Genomic DNA, 21815 nt, shown 5'->3' with positions numbered 1-21815 from the left:
TTATTATTTTAATGTGTTTTTGAATTTTAATTTTTTTTAGGGATTATTATGGAGTTATTCCACCATCAGTGATTTGCCAATTGTTTGGCGTCCCAGTAAGAATTGCTCTGGCAGTTGAACTTGCAGTAGTATATTTTGCAGAACCAAAATCGATACTAATTGATGGTTTAATTACTCTTGAACTCCAGCCATTATAAATAGCATCTAAGTTTGCAGAAGAAAATGTTGAAGAAGTTTTTCCTTGCATGAAGCTAGAAAAATTTGTAACATTTGATACATTCCAATTACCAATATTTTGATTGAAATTTGTAGCCGAAAGGAACATTCTTGACATATTTGTAACAGATGATGTGTTCCAATTGTTTAATGGCTGATTAAATGCTGAAGCAAAAAAGAACAAATCATACATATTTGTAACCTTACTAACATCCCAGTTGTTTAAAGGCTGATTGAATGCTGTAGATAATTCAAACATGCTACTCATATCTGTAACGCTTGATGTATTCCAGTTGTTTAAAGGCTGGTTGAATGGTGTTCCTGCAAACATATAATTCATACTCATAGGAACACTAGTATTTATTATCCAATTGTTTATATCAGGACTCTCACCATTATTGAATGCAGATGCCCCTAAAAACAATCCAACTAAATTTGTAACTTTACTAACATTCCAAGCACCTATATTTTGATTAAAATTTGTAGCTCCGTTAAACATGGAATTCATGTTTGTGACAGCTGATGTGTCCCAATTATTTATAGGCTGATTGAATGCAGTAGTTGAATAGAACATAAAACTCATATTAGTTACGGCAGACGTATTCCAGTTGTTTAAGGGTTGATTGTATGGCGCAGCCCAAAACATATACGACATGTCTTTAACACTTGATGTGTTCCAGCTGTTTAGAGATTGCTGAAATACGTCAGTGGATCTAAACATTCCCCCCATATTTACAACTTTACTAACATCCCAGTTATTCAATGGCTGATTGAATGCTGTAGCCTGATAGAACATATAACTCATATTTGTGGCAAATGATGTATTCCAATTGTTTAAAGGTTGATTGAATTTTGTTGCTCCTGTAAACATACCACTCATATTAATGGCTGCACTTGTATTTAATACCCAGTTATTAATATCTGGACTACCACCATTGTCAAATAATGTTTGAGAAAATATATTTATAAAACTAATTACTTTACTGACATTCCAATTACCAATATTTTGATTAAAGTTTTTAGCAGAGGTAAACATCTGTGTCATATTAGTAACATTTGATGTGTTCCAGCTACTTATTGATTGATTGAATGTTGTAGCTGCATTAAACATAAAAGTCATATTTGTAGCAGAAGATGTGTTCCAATTGTTTAAAGGTTGATTAAATGCAATAGCTGATGAAAACATCGAAGAAAAATTTACAACTTTACTAACATTCCAGTTTTCAATATTTTGATTGAAGTTTGTACCATTCAAAAACATACTTGACATATTAGTTACTAATGATGTGTTCCAATCATTCATTTTTCCAACAGTCGTTAATGTTGTACAGTTTGCGAAACAGCTTGCCAATGATGTGGTGCTTGTTAAATCTAAAATATCATTAACAGTTGATAAGTTTAAATTAGCACATCCATTAAAGTAATTTCCTTCATTAGTTCCAAGCTTTAATCCTCCCCAAAAACTTATAGATATTATTTTTAATCTGTCTCCTGTGTTAGCAAAACTCCATCCTTTGCAAATTCCTGTAATAGTAATAGTGTAAGTGCCAGAAGTAGTATATGTATGCAGAGTTTCAACTTGATTATACGAAGTTATATAATTTGATAAGCCATCACCCCAATCTATATTAAAAGCATAAGCACCAGTACTAATTAAAGGCAGTTTTACTTGTGATGCGGTACTAGATCCTGTAGAGACGTTATCAGTTTTCCAAGTAGAAATAAATGGAAGAGGAGGAATGCTCCTTACCCCATATTCATAAAATAATGATGGATTCATAATTATACGTTTGAAATTCTTAAATAATCTGTAGTACCAATACTCGAAATTGTAGCGGTGCTTCCAACTGCTCCGTTTAATATAGCCGTTGCATTAACTTGTACTAATGTTCTACCTGCCGCTTGTACAAAAGTTATTGCTCCGGTACCATGTTTTAAGTAAGAGGCGCAAAAATCAGCACCGCCATTTACAGTAATATTTATTACACTTGCCCCATTATTAAGGATTACGTTTTTACCAAGTTGTTTTTTACTATTTGCGTCAAGAGTATCAGTTGTAATGCTTACTGTTGTAGTAATGGTAATTTGGGTTGGTTCTGTTACCGTTGCGGCAGCAACAAATGCCGTAGTCGCAATTTGTGTTGTATTGGTTCCAACTGAAGCTGTAGGAGCGGTTGGTGTTCCTGTTAAAGGTGGTGAAGCTAGAGTTGCCTTTAAATTCAAAGCCGTTTGCGTAGCTATAGAAACTGGTTTATTCAAATCACTGGTATTATCAACATTGCTAAGTCCAATGGCTGTTTTATCAAGAGTTTGCCAAGATTTATCTCCTCTGTAATATTGTGAATTTGTTCCCGGAGCAATAGTATTTTCTTTACCCGATAAATCAACAACACCACCAATTTTTTTCTCAACACCATCACTACCCATTACATACATATCGGTAGTACCGCTTGTTTTGGCATATATTTTAGCATAACCTTGCAATGCAGCTGGAGTAGCAGAATCACCTAAAGATAAATATCCATCAGTAATATCGGCTTTTGCAGTAAATGAAGTAAAAGAGGTTGCAGTTACATTTCCGTCGTGTGTAATAAATGCTTTTTCTATTCCTATTTTTTTAACACTGATTGCTTTTCTGTTATTATTGGCAGTAGAGGTGTCAAAAGTAGAAGTCGTAGCGCTGGAACTTGAGTTTTGTACTAGTTTTAAACAGTTAGCACTATTATTTTTAACAATGGTTAAAACATCTTCTGCAAGACCACTATTATGCGTTAAGGTTAAAGATCCGTCTTTTGATTCATTTCCTTCTGTATGGATCACTTTTGTATCTTCAGCGTAAACTGTAGGATCAGGAAAACCATCTCCTTTAATAAATTGTGATCTTAGTCCACCGGCAGTAACAAATTTAGGAGCAGTTATATTACCCTCACTATCAATTTTTGTTTGTACAACATTATTTTTAGCTACTTGCAAAATATCTCCAGTTGATCCTGTTGCTGAGTTAATATTTACTGCAGCTCCAGCTCCGGAATTTGATACTTTAACTCCTGTACCCGTTGATGAGTTTTGCAATGAAATTCCACTTCCTGCGCCACTATTAGTAACATCAAGTGAAGTTGCGCCTGCTGCGGCACCACTGTTTTTTAATATAATGCCACTAGTTGAGTTAGCTGTTGTGTTATTAAAAGTTAATAAACCGTTTTTGGTTTCATTTCCTGAAGTATGTAAAAAACTTGTGAAGTCGATAGGCTCCCCTGATTCGCCTCCAGGACTCGCTCCTAAATTTTTGTACCAGTAATTTACCTCTAAATTTCTGTTGGTTACCTCACCTGAAAATGTAATTACTGCGGTGTCGTAATTTACAATATAATCATATTCTTGTATTGATTGTCCTTCTTGTCCTTCTTGCAACAATTGTCCGTTTTTAAATACTTTAACGCTGTATCGAATAGGCAATTTTTCTAATAATATGGTAGTACGATTAAGTGAATCCTCGAAATTTTCTTTGTGAGGCATATAGCAATTACCTGTAACGATACCAATATTCCTCAAACCGGTATACAAAAGTGCCGGAGTTACATAATGGTCATTATCAATACCACCTTCAACCATTTGAAAGTCGGCTTTGTCTTCGTCTTTATGAACGAAACTGTCAAAAATTTCTCTGAAGTCGCTCTGTGATGGAATGTCTCCGGTTTCGAATTTGTAGCCAATGTTAGTTCTGTCTGTTGCCATGTTATTTTAAATTTATTTTCTTTCTGTAAATATTTATTTGATTGACTTGATTTTGAATCCCAACGAATACTATCGTTGGGATTCATTTAAAATTTAAAGGGTTAGGATTTTTTCCTCACTACTGAACATACCTGAAGAGTTCACCGAAAGGACTTTGAAGTGATGGTAAATTCTCTTATCATCAACAGTCTTAATCACTAATTCATCAGTGTATGAAGGAACATTAGCCAAAGGCAGAATTACAATACTTTCGTTAGAGACGATTTCATGAATTTTCTCCCAGTTTCCTTGATTGTTCATTTTGTAAAGAAGGTATTTACCATTATAAACTGTTTTTTCCCAATTGAAAACAACTGGTTTCAATACAGATCCATTGGTTCCTGTTGGAACTCCTGTGGCTTGTAATACTGGAGATTCAGGTGAAACATTATCAGCAATCACTGTAGCGGTAATTTTTGATGGTTGAGATGGCGTATAATCAATATTAACAATTGGATTAAGTTCTGTAGAACTCGGATCAGCATATTCAATTTCTCTCGATACAGTAATTCTATAGAAAAGGCCATCTCCAAAAGGAACTTGTTCAAGGTCTTCAAATTCATCATAAATGGTCCAAACGCTCTCAAAATCACTAGATAAAGTATTCTGATCAATTAAAATTTCTTTGACAGGAGTCATTGTTCTAATCGATTGCGCATCAAGCACATTTTTTGCACGATAGATATTTATTTTTCTGATGTTATACTCCGGTTTATAAGCATTTAATTCTATTTGAATTGAAGGTTTGATTCCTAAAACCTTATTTTCTAAAATAGGCATGATTCGCTTGATTTCAGGAGTTTGCGGCGGATTCGAAGGAACTAGTTTTACAGGCCCTAAAAACGTACTAAACTCACTGAAATTCATTTTAATATCCATTTCACGAACTCCGTAGAAATAAATGTTTTGTGAATTTCCATCCAGATTAAAATCAGTAAATTGTGTTCTGAATTCTGTTGCATTTGTGATTTTCATCATTGGCGCAATATCCAAATCCGGATTAGGATATTTTAAAATATTCCCATTCTTGTCTTTAATCGTTTGTTTTTTATTGACAGGCACATAGTCATTGTCCTTGATATAATCGTAAACCACTGGTACTTCAGTAAGCGGTACAAAAACTGCCTGAATAGCTTGTTCAATAAAATGAATGGCTAATAAATTTCTTTCAATTCCATGTTTTGTCGAAATGATTACATCATTAAGAGAATTAAGCTTAAGAAGCTTCGGAACCTGTATTGCTGTTGGGTTTGATAGATTATGCCAATTAATAAATTCATTTATTGAAGCAATTAACAAAACGCTATCAGGAGCAGGAAAACGGTACTTAAATGCTGCAGCATCCTCAACTGGGTATTCCGTATAGTTTAATGGTACTCTTGGAGGCAACGGATTTGGCTGTTGATCAGGTCCTAATAAATCAACAGGATTCAATACGTTGTTCTTGTCTACTAGTGCTTCAAAATCTAAGAAATTCTGCCATCTGTTGGTAAAATAAGTTTCATTATTTCCGCCAAGCTTACTTAGGTTTTCACGAATTGTCTTAATTGTTGCTGTTTCGTATAAAACATTTAATAATGCATCGTCATTTGCCCTGTAATGCAGCATGCCGTAAGGACGACGTGTATATCGGGTTGTAAATGTGTATGTTGATCTATTAAAGAAATCGGGTCTTGTAGCATACAAAGCTCCTTTTACATCTTCAGGTTTAATTGGTTTTTCAATTCTAACCGCATACATTGGGCTCGGCACACTAATTCTGGAATCATAGTTTAGAGAATTAGAATGGCTGCTAATTCCAAAAATGGAATAGTGGGTATTTTCTCCTGGTCTTGGCAGAATGTTTGCTGCCGTAATTCCGTTTGCAGGATCAGCAAAAAGATATACTTTATAACTTGGATAATAATTTACTTCCTGCTCTTGTGGTATATGCGCTTCATTTTCTTTAATAAGGATATGATCATAAGCAGGATCCATGGTTTGGGTTGCGTCTTCTTTTATTTTAAAGTTAGGATCATTAATAGTCAATACTAAATCCTGATCTGTCCCTATATTATCTACACGTACAACCTTAAACTCTTTTCTGGTTTTTACAGGAATAGGGTTGTCGCCATCAAAACAGCTTTTAGTAAATAAGCGAACGCTACCGTTCATCCATTCAACCGAATTTTGCCCGTTATTATTATATTGCGGATGTTGGGCAAATTTTAATCCTTTGAAAGTAAGCTTGTATAAACCAAAATGTTTTTGTTCTGTATCAGGTAATGGAATTGCATTTTCATTAGCATCTAATACATATTTTCCGTGTTCATCTACTTGATAGGCTTTTTCCAAAACCTTTTCAATAACCACTCTTTTGTTCCAGATTCCGCGTGTTTTTTCTACTTGTAAAGTGTCATTTCCCTGACTGTCTTTTTGTAAAACAATTTCTCTATGAACCGTTTTTAAAGCTTCTGGCAACTGAACCTGAAAACCAATTGGACTAGGTTGATGCCAGTTTGCAGGCGTTAACATATTCTCAACCAAAGAGCATAATTCGTTTACGGGTGTTTTAATTTCCTTAATTTGCTCAGAATCAATTGTAGCATCTCCATCTGAAAGAAGGCTGTCGCTTACTTCTTTTTTTAATACTTCGATAGTAGCATAGTCAAATTTTCCTGCTGTAATAACAACGTCGTTAATACTTTGAATGACATAGTTTAGATCGCCAACTGTTAAAATACCTCCAACAAACCTGTTTTTGTTCTCGTTAGTTAAGTTAATCTTAATTTGTTCGTCACTACTAAGAATTTTGTATTCTTTGATAGTAATAATTGAGGTAAGTTCATTTGTAGGGCTATTGGCAATATCAGAGATTTTGGCATGCTCAATTTGAGGAAGACTGTCTCTGTAATAAAGTTTAAAATAATCAGCAAATAGTTCTTCATTATCCGGAAAAATTTCATCAGCAAGTAAAGCATTAGAGGTGCTCATACCATCGGGAATAGCATAGTTTAATGATTCCTGAACAGAATAATAATCGAAAAGAAGTCGGATGTAAGTTTTATCTACTACTGACTGATCTTTAGAAAGCGCGTCAAATTTAATTTGTTCACTCATTGAGGTAAACATTAACGGATTTTCTTTGGTAATCAACAGGGCATTAATTCCGGTTGGAGACAATAAGGTATTCTTTGGTTTAATGTCAGAACTAATCTCTAATTGACTTCCCGAGGTTGCTCTTGAAAAAATATTAATACCATAGCCCTGATAAACATATGTATTAGGTCCTGTTTTTTCCTGACGAACATTTAAAAATGATTTTCCAGATTCCGGAATAATAATAGGAGCAGGCTCATAAGAAGCAGGAGTTAATGCTGCAGTAACATTTGAGTACGCAGTATCACAAGCTAATTCAGGTTTCTGCCAATTGAGATCACCTTTAAATTTATAATCAACTCCCGCATAAATAGGGAATGTAAAAGTGCTTCCGTCGTATTCCAGAGTAGAACTAAAAAAAGAAGTATTTACATCATAATCTGTGATGTCATTCATAAACAAGCTCACATATCTTTTCTTACCATCAAAACTGTATCCATCCGGATCCGTAATTTTTGCTGTTTGTTCGTCTTCATCTGAACCTGCATTAAGGCCTGGTGAAAATTTACTTAATTGTACAGGAAGAGGCAAACGTTCTGTGTTTACAGAGGTTGGAATACTCATAGAAAGGTGCTGTACTTCTTTAGGAGTCGAACCTCCTTCTAAATTTTTAAGTGTAACATACTCTGTTAGATAAATGTATTCTCCAGAAAGTACCGTTTCATCAATATCAATACATCCCAAACCTAACATTCTGGCAATATGATAATCATTTGCAGCAATGTTTAATAAATCCAGATTAGATATTTGAGTTGAATTTTCTGCAAATTCTGCGACTTCACCTTCTTTGGGTTCGTTTACAGGAACATTGTCATTAAATTTAATAGTTTCTAAAGCTGTCGGATTAGTATCGTCAAGACTTAAGGTTAGATAACTCTGAACAACCTCTTTAATGTTTTTATCATCATCGGCAGTTGTACGTTTCCACTTATCTTTATAGTTGTTTACGTTTACGTATTCACCATCATTAAATTTCAACCATTTTCCGTGAACAGCATTTAGTTTTGGCTCTAATTGTTCAAATGCTTTATTATCATCAGTAGTCAAAGCATATTTTCCTTTTAGATCCCAAATTCCATTCTCATTTGCATTTAGGATAAAATCAGAATAAAATTCAAAATTGATTTCGCTTAATAAACAATTACTTGCCTTAAATCGAATAATTCTTCCATTCTCTGCAACGACACGTATTGTATTTACCTGTGTAGAAGAGTAAGTTTTACGATTACTAAGCCTTTTTGATGCAGCAATAGTATTTTCAGCAACAGATAATGTTTCTAATTTTACAATGCCTGAGTTGTTTGCCGAACTAAATTTTAGCTCTGCTGCAAAAAATAATTCACTTTTATTTTCAATCTCAATAATCTCATTTCCATAAGCCTGAATAAAGCCCGATGGATTTAGCATAGGATCAATACTAGCTCTTGTTATGAGATACTTTGCCTTGTTTTTAAAATAGACATAGATTGACCTTTTTGGTGCTGGTTTATAAACCCATAATGCATGGCGACTATCTACAGACTGAGGCTTTTTTGTTAAGTCTAATTTATGTGCAACTTTAGTATAAGCAGCTCTGTATACTTTTACGAAATCATCAGATTTATTGAAATTAGAATTTGTTCCTGTAAACAGATCTCCTTTTGGAAGGTGATTTGCTCCTAATTCTCCAGCCAAAATCCAACGAAGGTGGATCCCTTTTGTACTGTCAAGTCCTTTAGAACCGGCAGCAGCAATTTGCAAACTTGTAGATTGTAAAGCTGTTTTAGCAGGATCAATAACAACAGTGTATAATTCTTTTGTAACATTAAAGTTGATACTTAATCCCAAAGGATTAGTAACTTTAGCTATAACTAAAAGTGCTGGAAAATTTCCGGTTGACAAAGGTGTTCCGTCAACTCTGATGTTAACTTCAAGCTGAGACGACCCGGCGATGGTAACGGCACTTTCAAGTTTAAAAACCAATCCATTAATATTACTTGCATTATGAATTCTTGTTCCGGCAGGTAAAGTTAAGGCAACACGGCTTTTATTTTTAAGAACTAAAGTTCCTGCTGGCTTATGTACAGCCAGGCCTCTTCTTAAAACCGGATATACCAATTTGTTTTGAATAATACTTACATTGGAAACACAACCTATTTGCTTGCCCGATAAATCAGCATTAAGCTGGTTTAGTTCGCTACCCAAAGTACTAAAATCAGGAACTCTGATATAATCTGAATCCAGGATAGAAATACCGCCACTTTTTAATACTGGCGCTTTTCCTAGAAAAGAGGTAAGGGGAGTCACTAATTCACTAGCATTGTTTACAGTACTTGTTACACCGTATACAAAAATCTGTGATTTTAGATTTAAATCTCCATATAAAGTTTTAAGCGCATCAGCATTGTTGACCTGCAAACCATCTGTAACTATAACAATAACATCCGGAATTACAGATAGATTGTTTACAGCTTTTAAACCAGATGCCCAGTGATCAGACTGCTTGCTAGCCCTACCTGAACCAAATGAATTGATCCAGGTTAAAAATTCAGTTTGATTACTCGAAATTCTTTTTTGAATAACATTATCAGATCTTAAAGTATCATCATTATCAGACATTCCAATTAATGAAAGTGTAATTTTGCTCTGAGCTTGAGAATTGATAAATGAAGTTAGCCCATCACGTATTTGTTGTGCTTCGTTTCCATTTATAGAACCCGACTCATCAACAACGATTGCTACGTATGTTTCGCAGCCCGAGAGTTGACTTTCTTGTAGATTTATAGAACTCATTTTTATTGTTTTTTAAAGATTTATATTTTCTAATTCTAATGCTACTGGCAATATTTGTTTGTCAGCTGAAACTGTCAAGGGAATACTGGCTTTATCATTCCACATTCTATAATCAAATTGAATGTTCAAACTATTTTCTGTGATTTTTTTGCTGGCATGCATAATTAAGGCCTGAGAATAATCTTTAGAATGCAGCACAGTATATCCGGTACCACCAACTACCGAAATAGAATCCTTGATTTCTGCTAATGGAATTTTAGGAATATTAAAAGGCTCCGGATTACGAATTAAAAGCGCCACAACATCACCAGTAGTTGTATCGATAATACGATTCACTTCAGTTCTTTGAGCAGGATCAAGAGGTGATAGTTTTAAAATTCCCTCGATTGCTCTATCAAATGAATGTTGGTATTTCAATGCAATTGCATTACTTAATGCGTTTGTTGATACTCCGGCAACAACATCAGATAAGGCCTGAATTTGTTCTGGAACTAAACTAATTTTAACATCGTATAATGCTTTTCTTGAGTTAATTACAGCACCCAATTCATCTTTCTCTTCAATTACATAACTGTGTATTTGTTCTGCAAAATTTTTGTAACGTGATGTTTGAAATCCGAATTGATGTACTAATACATTTTCATTTTTCTCCTCAATTTGATTTTCATTAGCATTAAAATAATTATTTACTAAAACGGTGTACAATTTAGAAGGCTTTAAATCGGTTAGTTTTACCTCATATCCATATGATTTTGGTTTTAAGGCGTCCCCAATTGTAATTGTACATTTCAAATCAGGACTTCCTTTAATCATGTTTTGTAACATTTGAATATTTAAAGGAATTCTTGGGTCATTATCATCAACCCATGCTGCATTACCTGCTTCTGCTTTAGGATATGTTGTTGTTTCTGTTGGTAATGGATATGGAATAAGAACATCATTTAATGGATCTTTAATAATAAGATTCAAAACACCATCAATTTTTGGTTTACTGGCATAAGCTGTCCAATCTGTAAGCATATGATACACATATGGATTTGCAAAAAACAAAGACACTTTACATTCTTTATTCCCGTAGAATGAAGGTTTAGATAATAATAAACTTCCATCAGCATTAGGGTATGAGCGGTTGTAATCTAAATATTGTCTTAACGAAGTCAATGGTGATTTTGATAATTCTGTTAATTCATTTTTAGCAGGCGCTGGTTGACCAGCAGGAACCACAGCATCAGGAACAGGGTAGTGCCCTACAGGTCCTAATGTTTTGAAACCATAATAGTAATTAAACCTGGTGGTATCTTTATTGTCTACTTTATCTGTTAAGGTAAAATCTAAACAGTAAGTTGAATTTGGTCTCCAAATAGGCTGAACCGTATTTTGAATCGCCTTTTCCATTGCCTGATTATCTTCAATTACAGCATCAGGTCCTGGAATGGTTAAATTGTGCATAGTGCTTTCCAAACTTAACCACTCAATTTGTTGAATATAAGTTGTGTAATCTACTTCATTGTCCTCATCTGGATTTCCTCCGGCTGAACAAATAATACTACTGATTGTCAATAATTTTGAAGATTTTGTTGCTCCTTTATATTCATATTTAATAATTGTGTCTAATCCTGTAAGATTTGCAGTAGCACTTGTCAAAGCAGATGCAGACGCAGTAACCGAAACAGTTGTGGCCGGATGTAAAGAACAATTATCAAACTGATCATTAAATAAAGAGAAATAAACTCCTTTTTCATTCGGTTTTGCAGAAATCATTAAAATTTCATTCTCCGAAGGTTCGTTTTGAATGTTAATAATAGATGCTTTATCGTCTGCACTTCCTCTTTCAATTAATCTTGTAAGTTGTAATGAAGTGCTAAACACAAACAGATATTTTTCATTGTATGCAATAACAGAATTGTCAGCAAGAGTATTATTAGATAAATAAACAGCAGAATCAAAAATGGTATCGTTTTTAACAATCGTAATATTAGTTCCGTTAACTTGAGCTAATCCGAATTTCCCGTTTGTCAATTTAACGGTAAGTAAGACTTTATCATTTGCGATTACAGCAGCTGTAATTTCGGAAATTGATGCTTCAGAAACTAATTTTGTATCCGTTACTGCAATTGCTTTAGTCGTTGCATTAATACTAATATGAATGATTTTTTTATTTTTTGTAATCACGCTGAAATCAGTAGTATTATGCTGAAGAACTTCAATGGCTACTTCGTCTATTTTTACGCGACTAACAATAGAACGATCAGTTCCATTAACCCAGTTAATTTGAGTTTCAGTTGCCAGCGTATTAATCCAAAGCAATTCATTATTTAGCAATGGCAATAACTTATTGAAACCTGTAGAATAAGTATTCATATACTGCATTCCGAAGTTTTTGTTTAATTCAGAATCAAGTTCAATAATGGCAGTTGTTGCGGCAGGGTTTACGCAGCCTACTACAAAAGTATCATCGATAATGGCTTGTCCAATTCCTTTACACTGAGTAGCATCCAGAGCCTGAGTAAGTAATAAATTACCATTTACAACTTGCATCGATGTCACTAAACCATTCAATAAACGTTCTCTCAACAGATTTCCTTTAGCATCAATTTGCGCTATAACGGTGGTCTTTGGAGTTGGATGAAATGAAATTAAATAGGTCTCATTATATTTGAAAATTTTATCAAACGAATAAAGAGTTCTTCCGGTGTATCCATAAAAACGTGTAAACGTCAATGGCTCAGTAGTTCCTGTCGGATTATCGTTACCAGCATCAGCTTTTAATACTGCCAATTGCGCTAACAAATTATCATATTCCTCTAAATCACTAGGTTCAGACACAATGAATTCGCCATCAGTTGAAGCATAAGTATCATTAAATAACGCAGCAATTTTATTACGAACATCCAAAATAGCCTCAGCATTTGCTGCAACAGGACTAATTACAATTTTATCGATTTTCTTTTTTAATAAAATATCGCTTTGATTGTCGAATAATTTTATAGCTCCTTGTAGTTCAGCCTTAGTATAAGTTAACTCATCTAAAGCGGCTGAGTTGGCAGTTTTACTTATTTGAACTAATTTATAATGAGCTAACTTATCCTTGTCGTTAAAAACAGATGTATAGGCACTAACTTTTACTGTTTTGGCATGCGTTGTAAGTTTTAAAGTTGGTTCAATCGCAGACTCAGGGAAAATAATTTCCAGTTTGTCATAGTTTTTGAATGAAAGAGATCTCCTGAAACCAAAAGGATTACTTTCTGCAGAAATGCTCATAAAATCTCCATCAGTAAGTTTACCGTCTACAATTTCCGGAGATTCTCCAACGAGTTTAAAGAACAAACCATTAATCTTATCCGCTTCATATTGCGTTGGTACATAATAACGTTTTCCAATTCTTTTGTTTAAGAAATTGGTAGACTCCGGAGAAATCTGATCAGATACACAGAACAACTTAGAAGGCGTGATTCCGTATTGTTCCGGCACATGCCAGCCAGGTTCACCCGCACTTAAAAACGAAAACGGATTGGTTGCCAATACACGAATACTATCGTATTGATCAGCCACTTTTTGCCATTGCGACCAAGGTATATCTTTTACAAGATCTGTTGAAGAACCTTCTGGCAGAACGGCTTCAAAAGGATTATAAGGAATCCAGGCACTTCCATTCCATAATTTTAATCCAATTGATTCAATAGCATATTCATGTTTTACCTGACGGAGTTTTCTACCTGCTTTTGATGTTGCTTCAGGCGGCTTTATATCGGTATAATTTTTCGCATCGGCTGTATATCCTCCAATTATTTTAGAAAGGCTGGTAGGAGGTAATAATCCCTTTGCCATTTTAATATCGATGTATGTATCTAAAGGAATTATACTAGAGATTGCAGTTGCATTGGCAGGCATATTATCGAAATAATCAAGTAAGAAAGCTTGATTGGTAAGCATGTGTACCCCTTTTACAGAATCGGCTGTTCTGTTGTCATTAATATCTCCAAATGTTCCTTTAGGAAGTGGGCTGTATGGCGTACGGTCTACAATTCTGTTAATATCCCATTGCAGTTCAATTAAGAAGTTTTTACGTACTCTTATAAAACCAATTTTAACACGTACACTTAATTCTAGTTTAGCATAAATAAGGAATGGTTTAAATGATTCTACAGAGAATATGGTGTTTAAAACAATTTCAACATTGATGATCCAGATTTTAATCTGAATTCCTCCTCCAGCAGCAATATAACCACCCATTTGAGGACCTTTAAATGAAATTTTTCCACCCATTTCTAAATAAGCCCATAATTTGACTTTTGCAGGTCCAAAACTTTTCTGCAGTTTAAAGTCTAATCTTGCACCGGCTTCAATTCCCTGAGCCGATAGCATGATAAATGCTTTAGCCGTAAATAAGGTTAAGATTTCCGCTGTAATTGGATCTTTCTTAGATCCGATATTGATATACCAAGGCTTTTGGTTTTTAAAGAAAAACCCGGCTTCTAATAAAGCATGTACCTTAATGATTTCTCCACCCTGTGCAGGCATTTGAAAATCTGCGCCGGCAGCCAACTCTAATGAATCATCTCCAAAGGCAACCATTGCAAAAAACGGTGGTGTACTTTGATCTTTCTCAATAGGTCCTAATCGGTCACCAAGAACGCTTAATCCTGCCTCAATATAAAATAATGTAGGAAGAGAAAGTAATAACATTGCTCGAAGTGTCAATATACTTCCTCCTGTAGTTTCAAAAGTTGCACCAGCTCCAATAGAAAATGGTGAATCATATTGTAAAGAGTCTGGAGGACCACTGAATTTTCTAATGTTGATCCCTGCTTTTGGATGTTTATAAAATTCGTACCAAGAATTATCTACGGTTAATCCGGCAGCTTTTTTGGTAGCCACATATCTAAATCCTAATAAACCTCTAAAACCAGTGATTGAAACAAATCCAAGGGGAATACCAGTAGGTAATTCAATACTCGCATCAACTAAAAAAGCAGGATATTTAGGCGCAAAACGCATTCCGACACTTCCTGTAATTTTTGCCTTTGGTAATTTTAAGGAAACTTCTCCCACGAATTCTTTAGAAACCCCTGGTTGAGGAAGCGAAATCATACCATGAATAATAGCCATAGCTGATTCTTGCGTAGCTGTTCCGGGAATGATCAAATCGACTTCGATAGTTTGAATTCTGATGAAAGAGTCTTTAAAACCTTCTTCTGTACTATAGTAATATTTAATGCCTTCACCACGAGCATCTAATCCTAACGGATTGACACTGATAGCACCATCAAATCCCCAAAAATTATATTTTTTTCCATTAATTTGAGTAGAACCAAAATTGATATTGGTTGCCGCCATCTGAACTGGTCCAAGATCCATGGGTAAACTAATAGGAATTGGAATAGAACCTCCTTCTACTTCAATACTTCCATCACTGTAAACACGAAGTTTTTTAACCTCAAAACCCTGACCTTTTGCTAATCTGTAAATTAATGTATCTTCAGGGAAAGATACATAACAAGAGGTTCCTACGTAATAATCATTGTCTTCTTTCCCCAATTCAAAACTATAAAAGTCCAAATTTACCAGACCAAATAAATTGGCTTTCGGGGCATTTTCTTTATTAAATGAAGCAGTAAGATTAAAGTCACCGTCATCGTATAAATGCCCCTCAATAAGCGCACTAAAAGGTGTACCATCTTCTTTCTTTAATTTTCCTATAATTAATTGGCCTTTTATATTAGAACCTATAACCTTGTTTTGTTTAAAAGAAATATCGAACTTATTGAAACCTACTCTAAAACCTTTACTAGGCGAACCGATGGTTTTCCATAGTGTATTTTCAATAAGCTGCGATAAAAAGTTTTGGTAGTCTTTAGCATTCTCAAAAGTATAAACAGCAGATGCTTTGATAGTTGCGTGTACTATAGTTGGCAATGTTCTTAATGCTAAGGGATAATCAAAAGCATAAGGTAATTTAGCAGCGTTTAATTCTTGTAGAAAAGTAGTTAATTCAGTATAACCAGTAATTTCTTTTTTCTCTACTTCACCACTTTCCGGATTCTTTTCAAACATTGTAATTGGGTAAAGCAGATCGAATTTGTCATCAAAATAATGAAATGCACCATTTGTAACTTGAGGTACTGTTTCCAGATAAATATTTCCGGATAAACCTCCTGTACCTACTAATAAATCTGAAGCGCCAATTTTTAAGGTAGCTGCAGTACTGCCTTGTACTTCATCCTCGCCATGAAACCATTTTGAGGGTAAAGTAACTGAAACGGCACGCGCATAGACTCCAATAAAATCATTTGGACGACCATCTGCATCTGCCTCTGGAATGTTGGTTTTCTTACTTAAATCGACTTTTAAAGTATCTAATTCAAGAATTAAACCAGTATTACCAATGATGGCATGTGGGGGAGTTAATGTACCGGCAAGTTCTAATTGATAACCTATACCTGCCTCTGTATCGGCATATAATTGTGCTTTACCAAATACAAATATTGATTTTGTAGCAGGATTGGGATAAGCCGAGCCATCAGCACCAACGGGCCTTAAAATAGTTTGCGGAAACTCAATACCGGCGCTTAATTCAAGAGTAGCTTTTGCCTTTGGCGTGATAATTCTTTTAATATGAGCTTCGATACCATCCGGAGCGATAATATTATAGAATTCCTGAAGTTTGCTTTTAGTGTCGCTTAAATCTGATTTTAAAATATAAACCGCAAACAAAAGCAAAGGAATTGATTTTGTAATTCCTGGATTATTATTGATTAGTGAAATTACACCTGAAATAGATTGCTCAACTCCGGCAGGGAATTCTAGTTCCTGATAAGATGGGTTTTGGGTAATGGCTTGTAAATCATTAATGTCTTTTAAAAGCTGTTCGTATTTTGTAATTCCATCTGCAGCTTCTACAAAAACATTTAGCATGTGGGCAATTACCTGCTCTTCGCTGATACGAAAAACTTGCAGACCTACGGCGTAAAAATCTTCTAATGAAAACGAAAAACTACTTGAACTAAAGGTTTTAATAAACGCTAGGATCTCCCATTGATATTCAAGCGTGATAGGAAATGATGAAATATCCGAATCTCCGTCTTTTAAGTCAGGATTAAGGACAAGCCCTAAACCAAATGGTAATGGAAGAGCCAGTTTTTTGCTCGTTACGATATCAAGGCTATAAAAGGCCGAGTCGCCACGATACCCTTTTGAGTATTGTAAGTTTTTATAATGTATTTTATCAAAAATGGCATTTAAACCATTTTGAACAAATGACAAAAATTCGGGTAAATCATCTACAGTTACTACCTCAGATAATCGAGGGTAATATCTTGCTGTAGCAGCTGGAATTGGAATTGCTGGAATTGGATTAGTTGGCATATTCTATTTTTTTTGACTTTAATTTTTGTTCGTATTTTGCATGATTAAATTCTAGTTGTTACAACCAATCTCTGCAATCAAATAATTAATTCATTTATTTGGGTTTATAGGGTTTACCGCAATTTATTCGGGCTTAAATAATACTTACAAAAAGTTGCTAATTTTTAATTGTTTTTAGCGTTTTTTCCTTTTGATACTGTAAAAGTCAGCCTAAATTTGATGTTTAAAAAATTTGTGCTTAGTGGTTTAACAGGGATGTTCTATGACTTTACAAGGTTGTAAAGCAAACGGATGATATGGTAGTTCAGCTTTTGGAAAAAGCCAATAAAAGATTGATGAAACTTGTATAGAGATAAGTTTCTTTATGCATTAAATAAATAGTAATTTTTGAGTATTTTGTCTCACGAATTTCTGCGTAGATAAGTGCAGTTTTTTTAATCGTTTTGTCAGCATTAGTTTTTTTGCTGATGAGAACTGTGGAGTATTATAGTTTTTGGAGAACTCTAATTTTGAGATAAAAGCTTAGGGAACTTGTAAATGCAAGTTCCCTTTTTTTGAAGCTTTAATTTTAATTTTTTTATAATTTCTTCGAAGAAACATCTTTAGGTTTTGTGATTTTTCTGTCTTCTTCGATTTTTAGACTCTTCTCTAATTACTCCGTGTGCTGTTCAACTGTCTGTAGCTTTGTTCTATTTTTTATGGAAACGAAAATTAAAAACGAAAATTTCAGAAAGTCACTAACTTTAAACTAAACTTCACTAAAGATATGGTATGATAAGTTTTGTTCCATTTTTTTAGAAAAAAGATATTAAAAGTCAGAGACTTTATGAGATTTATAGTTTCGATAGAAATCTATGAAATTGCGCAAAGTCAGAGACATTTGCCGCAGCTTTTCGTAAGGAGACTTAGTGGATCGGGGTGATGTTTTTTAATATCTTTTCATACTTTTACATTTTTGCGTAAACCTATTTTAGGACAAGACAGAGGGAATTATAACTTTTATTAATTATGGTTTTGATTTTTAAACTCCTCCCATAATTGACTTGTCTTTTCTTGATTAGGAATTCCTCTACTACCGCTTCTTTGACATACTTCATCTATATAATTTAAGAAAAGATCATCACAAGACGGTAAAAATATTTTAGAAAAATCTAGATCCTTAAAAATTGGTGTGACATCAATTTCAATTGTAGCCATTTCTCCACGGACAATATGATTGCCTCTAGTTAAAATTTTTATAACTGGTTCATAAGGATTGGGTAAATTTATAAAATGATTAAATGAAGGATCATTTTTGAACACTTCCCAACACAAATATGCATATAAAATAGGTACATCAAGTCCTTTTCTAGAAGTGTCAAATCTTTTATCAACAATTAGATTTTTTTTAAAATCTTCTAATGATATAACACTTTCTAAAAGTTGTGGAGCAATTAGATATACTAAATTATGACTTGTGTCAGTTCTAAAAATAGTACCCCATTTTTCGATGATATCTATATTGGCATACCATTTATTCATTATTTTTAAATACTCTTTAAATAATAAAACTCCTGCAGTATTATTAGCATTTTCAGATTTAAAAACGAAGGAGTTAAATACGTCAAATTTTTTGTTAAATATTTCTTGCATTTTTATAATTTATTAATATCAATTAATTTATCTACAATTAAGTCTAAATTACTTAAGTCATTATTAGGTACTGGAATTATAATATTACTATTTCTGTTTATAGGATAAAAGTACTCATTTCCAGAGGTTATCGATATACTTTGCCAATGCGCCCCATTATCAAATGCTGTATAAATTCCAGGATCATTGAAACTTCTAAACAACATACCTTTTTCCATTAACTTAGCTTCAATGTATTCATGCGAAATTAACCATTTAAATCTTTTTATTTCAACATCAGAAATGGTGTTTAATGGATTATTTACAAAATTAAGCCATTCATCGCAATCTCCATAAGATCTTTCAAATCTTCCCTTCTGCAAGACGTTTTCGTTGAGAACAAAATGCTCATCTATGAAATAATGGTTTTTAACTTTTTGAACAATGTTTTCAGAGATACCAAGTTTGGAAGAAATTATTGCTACATCATCTGTTCTGTCTGCAATTGCAATTGCCTTTATTAATTCTGGATGTACAAAATCTTTAAGATATTCCAAGTCATTTAGCATACTAGGCTCTACTAAATACCTTTTTTCTCGAAATAAATAAGAATCTGTTATAGGTTTTTTAAAAAGTTCTGATAGCTCATCATATTTATTATTTAAATATAATTCTCTTGCTTTAATATTTCTTAACCAAATATCAGAATTGTATATAATTTCTATTCTACCTACATCATCTGAAGCTAACCAAATACTTCGCAAAACAATTATTTCTTTTTCAGCTAAAGAACTAAAATTTTTGTAAAATAAAGCTTTATCAACTGGTGATATAGTGTTGAATGCAGTTTTTAAGTCGACAAATTTATCAAATAAGACTGATGCTTTTGTATTAATTATTGTTTCAACAGCTTCTGGAACATTTCTTATTGAATATAACTCATTTTTTATTCTTTTAACAGCTTCCTCTAAAGCTTTTATTTCAGCAGGAAGTAATTTTTCTAAAGCTGCTGAATCTTTTAATATTGCCTCACCTGTACCTACTAATTTAAGTGCTTCTTCTCTAGAGAAGGCTTTTAAAATTCCTGAACCAGCGACAGCATTCAGTCCAATAGAAGCAATAGATGATAGTATTGCCATATTTTGCAAGATTTCATTTGCTCTAGTCTGACCATAAATGCTTACTAAATAATTACGGAATTCGGTATTTTGTGTTAGATAAAGTGCTGTGTCATTGCTTATCATAGCTATCCCCAAAATTGCTCTTGCAGCATTTAGAGTTCTTAATGCTGCTATTAACTCACCAAATCCAACTGCTAATGAAATTGTGTACAATACAACAATAAATACATCTTCAGCAACTTTCGTACTTTCTTTTTCTAAAATATAATCGATAAATCCAGCAAAAGTGAAAAAATTCTGTCCTACATATGTAGCATCAGATGTTAAATCTATAAAAGTGGGATTGTGATAAAAATGTATAGATACCAAATCAAAATGATTTAATTCAAATGTTTTTTCTTTTATTTCAACTGGTACTTCATCATATCCACACATAATTGGTATGCCGGCAGTACTTGTGTAATAAACTTCTTTTAACTCTGTTTTTAATATGATTTTTTCTTTAATTTCTAATTTTGCATCAGTATTTTGGATTATTTGATAAGTTACTCTTTCTTTTTTTGGCTCATTTTTAAGCTGTTTTTCTCTCCAAATAAATTGAGCTTTGGTTATTTCTTTTAATTGCTCTGGGGTATAGAGGGTAGGGACATTGATTGCAATATTGTTTTTCAATAGAACTATTCGTTGTAATTCTTTAACAAAAAAAGTGAAGTTATCCTTTCCGGCATAATCATCCATTCTATAAAATAGCATTTTGTAGAGTGTTGTATAGCTCGTATCTAGTAAAACTCCTTGGTGGTCTTTATATTCAGATTTTATGACATTTGTGGAAGCAAGTTTTTTCAAAAAAGAATCAGCATCGTCTTTACTTGTAAAAGATTTTAATATATAAATTGCTAAATCTTCTTTATGAACAAATCCAATAGAAAAATTAACCCAATACCAGTTCATCAATGCCTTTTTTTCAACTAAAATTTTTAAGATGCTAATTCTTTGATCAACAGTTAATAATGTTAGCATGTTATGACGGTACATAACATCGATAGCTATAAACAATTGTTCTTCGTGGCCTAGTTTACTTATCTCTGACTTGTATTTTTTAAGCATTTTAAGCCATAATTCAAGGCCTTCTTTATATTTTAAAAATTCGCTCCTTGCGTATCCATTTTCAGATTTATGAAAAGTAAATTTGGTTGTATCAACACCGGTTAAATTAAAATTTAAAAAGGCTTCGGCGGTTTTTTCTCCTGCACTTTTTAATAATGAAGCAATTTCACCAATAAGCCTTATATCTTCTCCATTAGTATCATAAAAGATTTGATCTTTAAAGGCATCAAAGAAATTTTTTGCATGGGTTCCATTTTCAAATGTATTGCATGAGCTACCATGAGCTGGAGCGTTTGGTGCTTTTACAGGATTTACTGGTATAGCGTAAGGATTTGTATAAATCCATGTAAACCTATTATAACATAATCCGGTTTCATCTCTTAATATACCATATATTTTATCATTAAATTGAGCACGAATTAATTTGTCGTATTTCTTAAAAGCAAAACCTGCCCATAATGCTTTTTCAACACCATCATATTTATCACCTTCTTTATGAACTTCTTTTGCTTTTAATTTATTAAAATATCCTTCTTCTACATAATCTAGAAACACATTTGATTTAAAATCAAAAAGGGCAATATTTTTTTGACCTTCATATATAAATGTGACTGCCTTACCTTGTTTGTTGAATCCTATATTATCAATACCTCCAAAATTAGAGGCTTTTACTACTAAGTCGTTTGCTAAAACAACAGCATAATCTTCCAT

Annotated in this window: 6 protein-coding genes; all 6 read right to left on the bottom strand. The window is 33.4% G+C overall.

Translation table 11 applies throughout. From position 1 onward, the window contains the following. Positions 1–46: 46 nt before the first annotated feature. Entirely contained in the window at positions 47–1996 is a 1950-nt protein-coding gene (locus tag LPB88_RS12135) for a BspA family leucine-rich repeat surface protein (protein WP_230715881.1), read from the bottom strand. A gap of 2 nt (positions 1997–1998) precedes the next feature. Next, entirely contained in the window at positions 1999–3951 is a 1953-nt protein-coding gene (locus tag LPB88_RS12130; protein ID WP_230715879.1) for a hypothetical protein, read from the bottom strand. A 93-nt stretch (positions 3952–4044) separates the two neighbouring features. After that, positions 4045–9900, bottom strand: a complete 5856-nt coding sequence (locus LPB88_RS12125; RefSeq protein ID WP_230715877.1) for a hypothetical protein — start codon at positions 9898–9900, stop codon at positions 4045–4047. A 12-nt stretch (positions 9901–9912) separates the two neighbouring features. Continuing rightward, a complete protein-coding gene (locus LPB88_RS12120; RefSeq protein ID WP_230715875.1) occupies positions 9913–17265 on the bottom strand; it encodes a hypothetical protein in 7353 nt (2450 codons plus the stop codon). Positions 17266–18267: 1002 nt separating this feature from the next. Beyond that, positions 18268–18897: a hypothetical protein gene (locus LPB88_RS12115; protein ID WP_230715873.1), complete on the bottom strand. Its 630-nt coding sequence runs from the start codon at positions 18895–18897 to the stop codon at positions 18268–18270. Positions 18898–18899: 2 nt separating this feature from the next. Continuing rightward, positions 18900–21815 (bottom strand): hypothetical protein, encoded by a 2916-nt coding sequence (locus LPB88_RS12110; protein WP_230715871.1) that lies wholly within the window; start codon positions 21813–21815, stop codon positions 18900–18902.

Origin of the sequence: Flavobacterium sp. JAS, from assembly GCF_020991455.1 — a bacterium.
Lineage (GTDB): Bacteria > Bacteroidota > Bacteroidia > Flavobacteriales > Flavobacteriaceae > Flavobacterium.
This window is presented reverse-complemented; position numbering and strand designations above follow the sequence as displayed.

Coding starts and splice junctions, on each gene's coding strand:
- LPB88_RS12135 (WP_230715881.1), bottom strand. CDS start 1,996: ATGAATCCATCATTATTTTATGAATATGGGGTAAGGAGCATTCCTCCT.
- LPB88_RS12130 (WP_230715879.1), bottom strand. CDS start 3,951: ATGGCAACAGACAGAACTAACATTGGCTACAAATTCGAAACCGGAGAC.
- LPB88_RS12125 (WP_230715877.1), bottom strand. CDS start 9,900: ATGAGTTCTATAAATCTACAAGAAAGTCAACTCTCGGGCTGCGAAACA.
- LPB88_RS12120 (WP_230715875.1), bottom strand. CDS start 17,265: ATGCCAACTAATCCAATTCCAGCAATTCCAATTCCAGCTGCTACAGCA.
- LPB88_RS12115 (WP_230715873.1), bottom strand. CDS start 18,897: ATGCAAGAAATATTTAACAAAAAATTTGACGTATTTAACTCCTTCGTT.
- LPB88_RS12110 (WP_230715871.1), bottom strand. CDS start 21,815: ATGGAAGATTATGCTGTTGTTTTAGCAAACGACTTAGTAGTAAAAGCC.